Consider the following 6,403-nt stretch of genomic DNA (forward strand, 5'->3'; position numbering starts at 1 on the left):
TTCCAGAGAGAACTCATAGAACAGCGCCGCCTGTGCTTCCTGCTTTGGTCCCAGCATCCCTAAATCTCCCAACCAATATTGGAATTGAAGCAGCGGATGCCCCCTCGATCAAGAAGAGTTTTTCAACGAAATACATACCGCACTGCAAAACTGGGTAGATTTTGCACGTCACCTCTTTTCCGGCAGCGTTCCATAACTGTTGCGATAGACCTTGCCCGCAATTGGATGGGTGAATTTCATTGCAGACCAGACGGAATCTATGCTGAGCGTTTTGCTCTCGACGGCCTGACACACGACCGCAATCAATCACCTTCAAGAAGTTCAGAAATTCCTTGCAAAACCGAGGGCATCCACACACGACCCCTTACTCGATGCCATAGATTTCGGCGATATCCTCCAACATCAGACGCGCGGCAAGGATGCCGCCTGCGGTATTCCAGACGGTATCGCTCACCTGGTGCACACGACCCGCCTCCACCGCGCTGAGGCTCTGCCACAGGGGGTCGGCCAGCGCCTCTGATGTTGCGGCGTCGCCTTCACCGTTGCCATTGTCATAGGTGAAATGAAAGATGCGGTCGCCGTCCATGTCGGGGATGTTTTCGCGGCCCACGCGCAGGGCGAATTCCTCCACGTTCTGAATCGCTGGCCGGGCAAAGCCCAGATCGCTGAGTATCACACCTGAGAAGCTGTCCAATTGGTAGATGCGGATCTGCGACGCGAGGAAGCGGATGATCGAGACTTCTTCGGCCAGGTTATCCCCCAGCGCTGCGGACAGAGCTGCCACCTGTCCGTCATATTCCGCCAGCACCTCGGCGCCTTCTTCGGCCATGCCCACGGCCTCGGCGTAAAGCGCATAGTTCACACGCCAGTCACCGCGTAGCCGTTCTGACATCACCGTAGGCGCTATCGCGCTGAGTTGGGCATAGACCTCTTCATGGCGCTGCATGTTGCCGAGGATCAGGTCCGGTTCCAGCGCCGCGACCAGCTCCAGATTGATGCCATTTTCCGTGCCCAGGGGCTGGACCCCCTCCATGAGGGGCGCGATGTGATCATACCATGGATCACCCAGCCAGCTGTTGGCCGCACCGACCGGCGTGATGCCAAGCGACAAAAGCGCCTCTGTCCCCTCATTTGTCAGAATTACGATGCGTTGGGGATCATCCGGTACTTCCGTCTCGCCCATCGCGTGGGTGATCGTATCGGCAGAGGCGGCACCGGCAAGGCATATGGCGCTTGCGGCGACAAGAATGAAAGGGCGCATGGGGGTTTTATCCTTGATGTTGAGTATTTTTATCAGGTAATAACTTGACTGAAATTGTAAGGATATCAAGAGCCGCAATGCGCGTCGGAAACATCACGTTGATCATCCTGAGCCTGTGTGTTGCCGTACTCGGCTTGCATGTGGGGGTGCGGGCCTATCCAACGGAGGATGTCTGGCGCGCAATGGTTGGCACCGATACCGACGCTACGGCGATTATCATACGCGATCTGCGCGCGCCGCGCATGGTGCTCGCCGCTTTGGTGGGGGCGGCGTTGGCGCTGTCCGGACTGATGATGCAATCGGTCACCCGCAACCCGGTGGCAGAGCCGGGATTGTTGGGCGTGAATGCCGGCGCGGCCTTTGCGGTCGTTGTGCTTTTGACTTACCAGCCGGGGGTGGGCATCTGGGCGATCATGGGCGTGGCGGCTTTGGGTGCAGGTATCGCAGCGGCGCTTGTCTTTGGCCTCGCGCTATCGGTCGGGGCGGCGGTATCGCCGGTGCACCTGTTGCTGGCGGGTGTGACGGTGGCAGCGCTGCTGATGGCGGGCGTGCAGGTGCTGGTGATCCTGAACGAACAGACGCTGGAGGAGCTTATCTTCTGGCTGTCCGGCTCCTTCGCGGACAGGCCCCTGGCGGGCGTCTGGATCGTAGCGGCAGGTCTGGCCATGGGCGGCGCCCTATGTTTGGCGCTGGCCCCGGCGCTTGATGCCTTGCGGGCCGATGATGCGACCGCGACAAGCCTCGGCGTTGATGTCGCGCGCCTGCGGCTGTTGCTTCTGGGGGGCGCGGCCCTGCTGGCTGGTTGCGCCGTGGCGCTGACGGGACCCATCGCGTTCGTGGGCCTCGCGGCGCCCCATCTGGCGCGGCTGTCGGGCGCGCGCGGCCACGCCCAGATGATCCCGCGCAGCATGATTTTCGGCATGCTGCTTGCGCTGACGGCGGACGTGCTGGCGCGCTTTATCCTTTACCCAACCGAGGCCCCCGTCAGCGCGGTCATGGCGCTGATCGGTGTCCCGATCCTGATCAACCTTCTGCGCAGCGCCCGGATGCGTCTCGCATGACCGCAGCCCGTGTCAGCCTACCGGTCGGCCTTGTCGTCTTGGCACTTGTCGCTGCCGCAATGGGCAGTTCGTTCATGCCGCTCGACCGGGTGACCGCCGCATTGTTCGGCCAGGGCAGCCGCGCTGATACGGTGATCTTGTGGAATATCCGCCTGCCGCGCGTGACCATGGCCCTGCTGGCAGGCGCGGGCCTGGGCATCGCGGGCATGCTGTTGCAACGAGCCACACGCAATCCATTGGCATCGCCTGGTGTCCTTGGAATCGTGGACGGGGCAGCCGTTGGCGTCCTTCTGTTCTTGCTCCTGTTCTCGAATGAGGCCAACGTGCTGACCGTCTCAATCGTTTGGCAACCCGTCGCTGCGATCCTCGGCGCGGTCGTCTTCGCCCTTGTCGTTGCAAGCCTTGCTGCGCGCGATGACACACGGCCCATGACGCTGATCCTCTACGGGATCTCGCTGGCCGCACTTGCCAATGCCATTGTCGTCCTCCTGATAATTGCGGGTCCGGTCTACCGCGCCTCGCAAGGGTTGATCTGGCTGGCAGGCTCTGTGCAAAGCGCCGAGTGGCGCGAGGTCTGGATGCTGGCTACAGCGCTTCTTGTCGCCTTACCCGCGCTGGTTGCGCTGATCCGTCCGCTTGACCAGTTGCACCTTGATGACTTGAGCGCGCAGGCCACCGGCCTCGCGGTCAGGCGCACACGTGTGGCGACGCTGACCCTGTCGGTCCTGCTGACGGCGGCGATGGTCTCTATTGTGGGCGGCATCGGGTTCGTCGGTCTTATTGCGCCCCATGCCGCCCGGCTGTTGTTCGGAACCGGCGCGGCATGGCAACTGACCGGGGCGGCATTGATCGGGGCGGGCATGGTGTTGATGGCAGATCTTCTGGTCCGCGTGCTGTTCCAGCCTCTCGAAGTCCCGGCAGGCGCTGTCACCGCTCTGATTGGCGCGCCGTACTTCCTGTTCCTCCTCCTCCGCCACGGACGTGCCCATGCCTGAGCCTCTTATCACCATCGACGCGGGCATCATGGGCTACCGTGATATGACGGTTTTCAACGGTCTCACGCTGTCAATCCCCAAGGGCGAGGTCACAGCGCTGTGCGGGCCCAACGGCTGCGGCAAGTCGACGGTGCTTAAGGCGATGCGGGGCATCCAGCCACTGTCGGCAGGCGAGGTGATCCTCGACGCCATGCCGCTCGGACAATGGAGCGCCAAGGGCTTGGCCCGCACGGTCGCGATGCTGGGGCAGACGCCCACGGCGCCCGAGGAGATGCGCGTGCGCGATCTGGTGGCACTTGGCCGCTATGCCCACCGCAAACCCTTCGCCGGGCTCGACATCGGTGATCACACCGCGATCGACACCGCCTTGCGCGCGACCACCATGGTGGCGCTGGCTGAAACGCCGCTGGCAAACCTGTCCGGCGGCCAAGCACAGCGGGCATGGCTGGCCATGGTGCTGGCGCAGCAATCGCCGGTTATTTTTTTGGACGAGCCGACCAACCACCTCGATATCTCTCATGCGCTGTCGACGCTGTCACTGGTGCGCCAGATGGCGCGGAACGGCGGCAAGACGGTGGTGATCGTGCTTCATGATCTAAACATGGCGGCCACCGTTGCGGATCGGATTGTGCTGTTCAAATCAGGCCAAGTCGCGGCGGAAGGTCCGGTCAAAGAGGTTCTGACCTCTCAGAACATCGAGACAGTGTTCGACATTCCCTGTGCGGTGATGACCCGCCCTGACAGCAATCTGCCGTTGGTCGTGCCTCTGCTTGGCAGGATTGGCAAATCCGAAGGCAACACCAATTTGAGTGCGCAAAAAGCAGATGCTTTAGAATAACTGACCTTCGGGACACCCGCTGCACTCAGCAGATCCGGTTCGCTCCGAGCATCGCTTGTGGCACAAAGTCTGTCAAAACGAGTACGGTTTTATTGCCGGCAACGGAATGTCGGATATCGGTCAATGTTCGCAAGCGGTCGTTGGGGTTCTCGCAATGAAAGTCGGGATTGTCCGCGACCTGTGAGTTGCCCTGAAAAACCTCGCTGCGCGGTGAACGGATGGCAGCAATGCCCGCCGCCTCGCGGCATCCTAGACCGAGCAACTGCAGCAAATTTTGTGCTGCGAGCGCACGCAGCGAGAAGAGTCGACGACCGCCTTGGGCTGATTGTGTTGAAAAACTCGAAAATCTGACAGTAGAATTTTTGTGCCAGAATCCGTTGCATCAGCAAGGTTGAAGCCAAATGCCCGGTAGGGCGTCTGAGAGCCTCGGACATTGCCAGCGCTGGTCTTGGGCCGACCCCCTCGACGAATTTTCAAATAAGCCTTCTATGAGCAAGTTTTTGACCCGTTTTCACTAAAATCGGAGTTTTTCAACAGTATCAGCTCAGAGTCCGCATTCGCCGCAGTTTGAATGAACGACGGCTTCAGCGAACCGATGTACCTTCTGCTGCACAACCGCCCGATACGAGGCGGCGTTGTGGGTCACGATCACCGGAGAACTCTTCCGTTACTCCGTCCTTGGTCAGCGGTCGGACAATCGGTGGATACGTTGGCGAAAGCACTCGTAACTCCGAGTGCAGTAGCAGGCAGAAGAACCGCCGACCGGAAGTTACAACATTTTTTACAACATGCCCTATAGGCCTTTGGCAAAGCCTTCAGAATAATATGGAAATTTTGAACTACCTATTCCATCCATCATGGGGGCGACTGATAGTCGTGAATATATACAAGTATTTGATTTGATTTTATTTTCCTGCATGACTGATTTCATATCAGTTTTCTGTAATGCCCTTATTTTCTCTTGTTTTTGCCTATTGCTGACCATTAGGACAACAAAAGTTGTTCCAAATTTCAAAAAGTTGTTCCGCAATGGCTCACATAATCGAACGCAAGCGCAAAGACGGATCAATATCCTATCTCGCACAGATTGCGATCAAAATAAAAGGGAAATGGGCACATCGAGAATCTCGAACATTTGAACGCAAAGCCGCTGCTGAAGCCTGGATAAGAAAGAGGATGAAAGAGATCGAAGCGGTTGGTGAAGATTTGTCGTCCATTCGCAACCGCGGACGCACACTAGGCGACGCGATCGACCGCTATACCAAGGAAAGCATCAAAGAGATTGGCCGCACAAAGTCCCAGATGCTGCGCTCGATACGGGACTATGATATCGCCGATATGGCCTGCAGCGAGATCAACAGCGAGCATATTGTAGCCTTTGCAAAGCAAGTCGGTATTGGTCGGACGCCAGACTGTCGGTGATTACCTCGCACATCTGGGGCCGTCTTGGCCGTCGCGCGGCCTGCTTGGGGAATGGGTTTGGATCAAGGGGCCTTGAAAGATGCGCTTGCAGTATGCGGTCGACTGGGGATCTCAGGTAAAGGCCGCAGTCGCGACCGCAGGCCAACTTTGGACGAGTTGGATGCCTTGCTGTCTTTGTTTGAAAAGAAAAATCAACACCGGCCGGCCTCAGTCCCTATGCATCCTGTGGTAGGCTTTGCACTCTTTTCGACCCGGCGCCAAGAAGAGATTACGAGAATAACCTGGGAGGGGCTGGATGTAGCCCACCGACGTGTTTTGATTTCAGATATGAAGCATCCCGGCGACAAGATTGGCAATGATGTATGGTGCGATTTGCCATATGAAGCTTTAAAAATCGTCATGGCAATGCCGCGTTATAAGGATCAGGTATTTCCTTATCACAGCGACACCATCAGCGCCGCATTCACCCGGGCTTGCCGACTTCTGGAAATCAAAGATCTGCGTTTTCACGATCTACGTCACGAAGGAGTGTCGCGACTGTTTGAGATCGGACTGTCCATTCCACAGGTGACAGCAGTCTCCCGACTGTCCGTCTTCAGAGTTTTTCGGAGAACTGAGGCTGTTTGGTAGTGGAGGCTCTGGTTCAGTTTCAGTTTCTGGTTCAGTTTCTGGTTCAGTTTCAGTTTCAGTTTGAGTTTCAGTTTGAGTTTGAGTTTGAGTTTGAGTTTGAGTTTGAGTTTATGCGGCAGCTGATTGGTGCTGCAAGCGACGTGTTTGGATTGTCTTCTTTTTGATCTCCTCTCTCATTTTCAGGATCTTTGCGTCG

At 57.8% G+C, this 6,403-nt stretch carries 8 protein-coding genes; 6 read left to right on the plus strand and 2 right to left on the minus strand.

Features of this window, described 5'->3' with window-relative positions:
• Positions 1-364: 364 nt before the first annotated feature.
• Positions 365-1,261 (minus strand): ABC transporter substrate-binding protein, encoded by an 897-nt coding sequence (locus tag H7848_RS19410; protein ID WP_208354596.1) that lies wholly within the window; start codon positions 1,259-1,261, stop codon positions 365-367.
• A gap of 44 nt (positions 1,262-1,305) precedes the next feature.
• Between H7848_RS19410 and H7848_RS19415 the strand changes: the two genes are divergently transcribed.
• The 3 genes from H7848_RS19415 to H7848_RS19425 are packed head-to-tail and all read left to right on the plus strand — an operon-like array spanning position 1,306 to position 4,155.
• Entirely contained in the window at positions 1,306-2,322 is a 1,017-nt protein-coding gene (locus H7848_RS19415; protein ID WP_237072864.1) for a FecCD family ABC transporter permease, read from the plus strand.
• Positions 2,319-3,317, plus strand: coding sequence for a FecCD family ABC transporter permease (locus H7848_RS19420; RefSeq protein WP_208354597.1), 999 nt, complete (start codon positions 2,319-2,321; stop codon positions 3,315-3,317). Before H7848_RS19415 ends, H7848_RS19420 begins: the two co-directional genes overlap by 4 nt.
• Positions 3,310-4,155, plus strand: coding sequence for an ABC transporter ATP-binding protein (locus H7848_RS19425; RefSeq protein ID WP_208354599.1), 846 nt, complete (start codon positions 3,310-3,312; stop codon positions 4,153-4,155). The genes H7848_RS19420 and H7848_RS19425 overlap by 8 nt, the downstream gene beginning before the upstream one ends.
• 25 nt (positions 4,156-4,180) lie before the next feature.
• On the opposite strand, the gene H7848_RS19430 is transcribed toward H7848_RS19425, so the two are convergent.
• The gene (locus tag H7848_RS19430) at positions 4,181-4,426 is read right to left on the minus strand and encodes a hypothetical protein (protein ID WP_208354601.1); all 246 of its coding nucleotides are present in this window, start codon (positions 4,424-4,426) and stop codon (positions 4,181-4,183) included.
• Positions 4,427-5,154: 728 nt separating this feature from the next.
• Here H7848_RS19430 and H7848_RS19435 point away from each other — a divergent pair.
• Genes H7848_RS19435 through H7848_RS19445 form a run of 3 tightly spaced genes read left to right on the plus strand, consistent with a single transcriptional unit; the run spans position 5,155 to position 6,371 of the window.
• Positions 5,155-5,577 (plus strand): hypothetical protein, encoded by a 423-nt coding sequence (locus tag H7848_RS19435; RefSeq protein WP_208354603.1) that lies wholly within the window; start codon positions 5,155-5,157, stop codon positions 5,575-5,577.
• Between the two features lie 24 nt (positions 5,578-5,601).
• Complete coding sequence (locus H7848_RS19440; RefSeq protein ID WP_237072865.1) at positions 5,602-6,207, plus strand: tyrosine-type recombinase/integrase; 606 nt, start codon at positions 5,602-5,604, stop codon at positions 6,205-6,207.
• Positions 6,207-6,371, plus strand: a complete 165-nt coding sequence (locus H7848_RS19445) for a hypothetical protein (protein ID WP_208354604.1) — start codon at positions 6,207-6,209, stop codon at positions 6,369-6,371. Before H7848_RS19440 ends, H7848_RS19445 begins: the two co-directional genes overlap by 1 nt.
• Positions 6,372-6,403 lie beyond the last annotated feature (32 nt).

The sequence above is a fragment of the Pseudaestuariivita rosea genome (assembly GCF_017592335.1).
GTDB lineage: Bacteria > Pseudomonadota > Alphaproteobacteria > Rhodobacterales > Rhodobacteraceae > Parasulfitobacter > Parasulfitobacter rosea.

Coding starts and splice junctions, on each gene's coding strand:
- H7848_RS19410 (WP_208354596.1), bottom strand. CDS start 1,261: ATGCGCCCTTTCATTCTTGTCGCCGCAAGCGCCATATGCCTTGCCGGT.
- H7848_RS19420 (WP_208354597.1), top strand. CDS start 2,319: ATGACCGCAGCCCGTGTCAGCCTACCGGTCGGCCTTGTCGTCTTGGCA.
- H7848_RS19425 (WP_208354599.1), top strand. CDS start 3,310: ATGCCTGAGCCTCTTATCACCATCGACGCGGGCATCATGGGCTACCGT.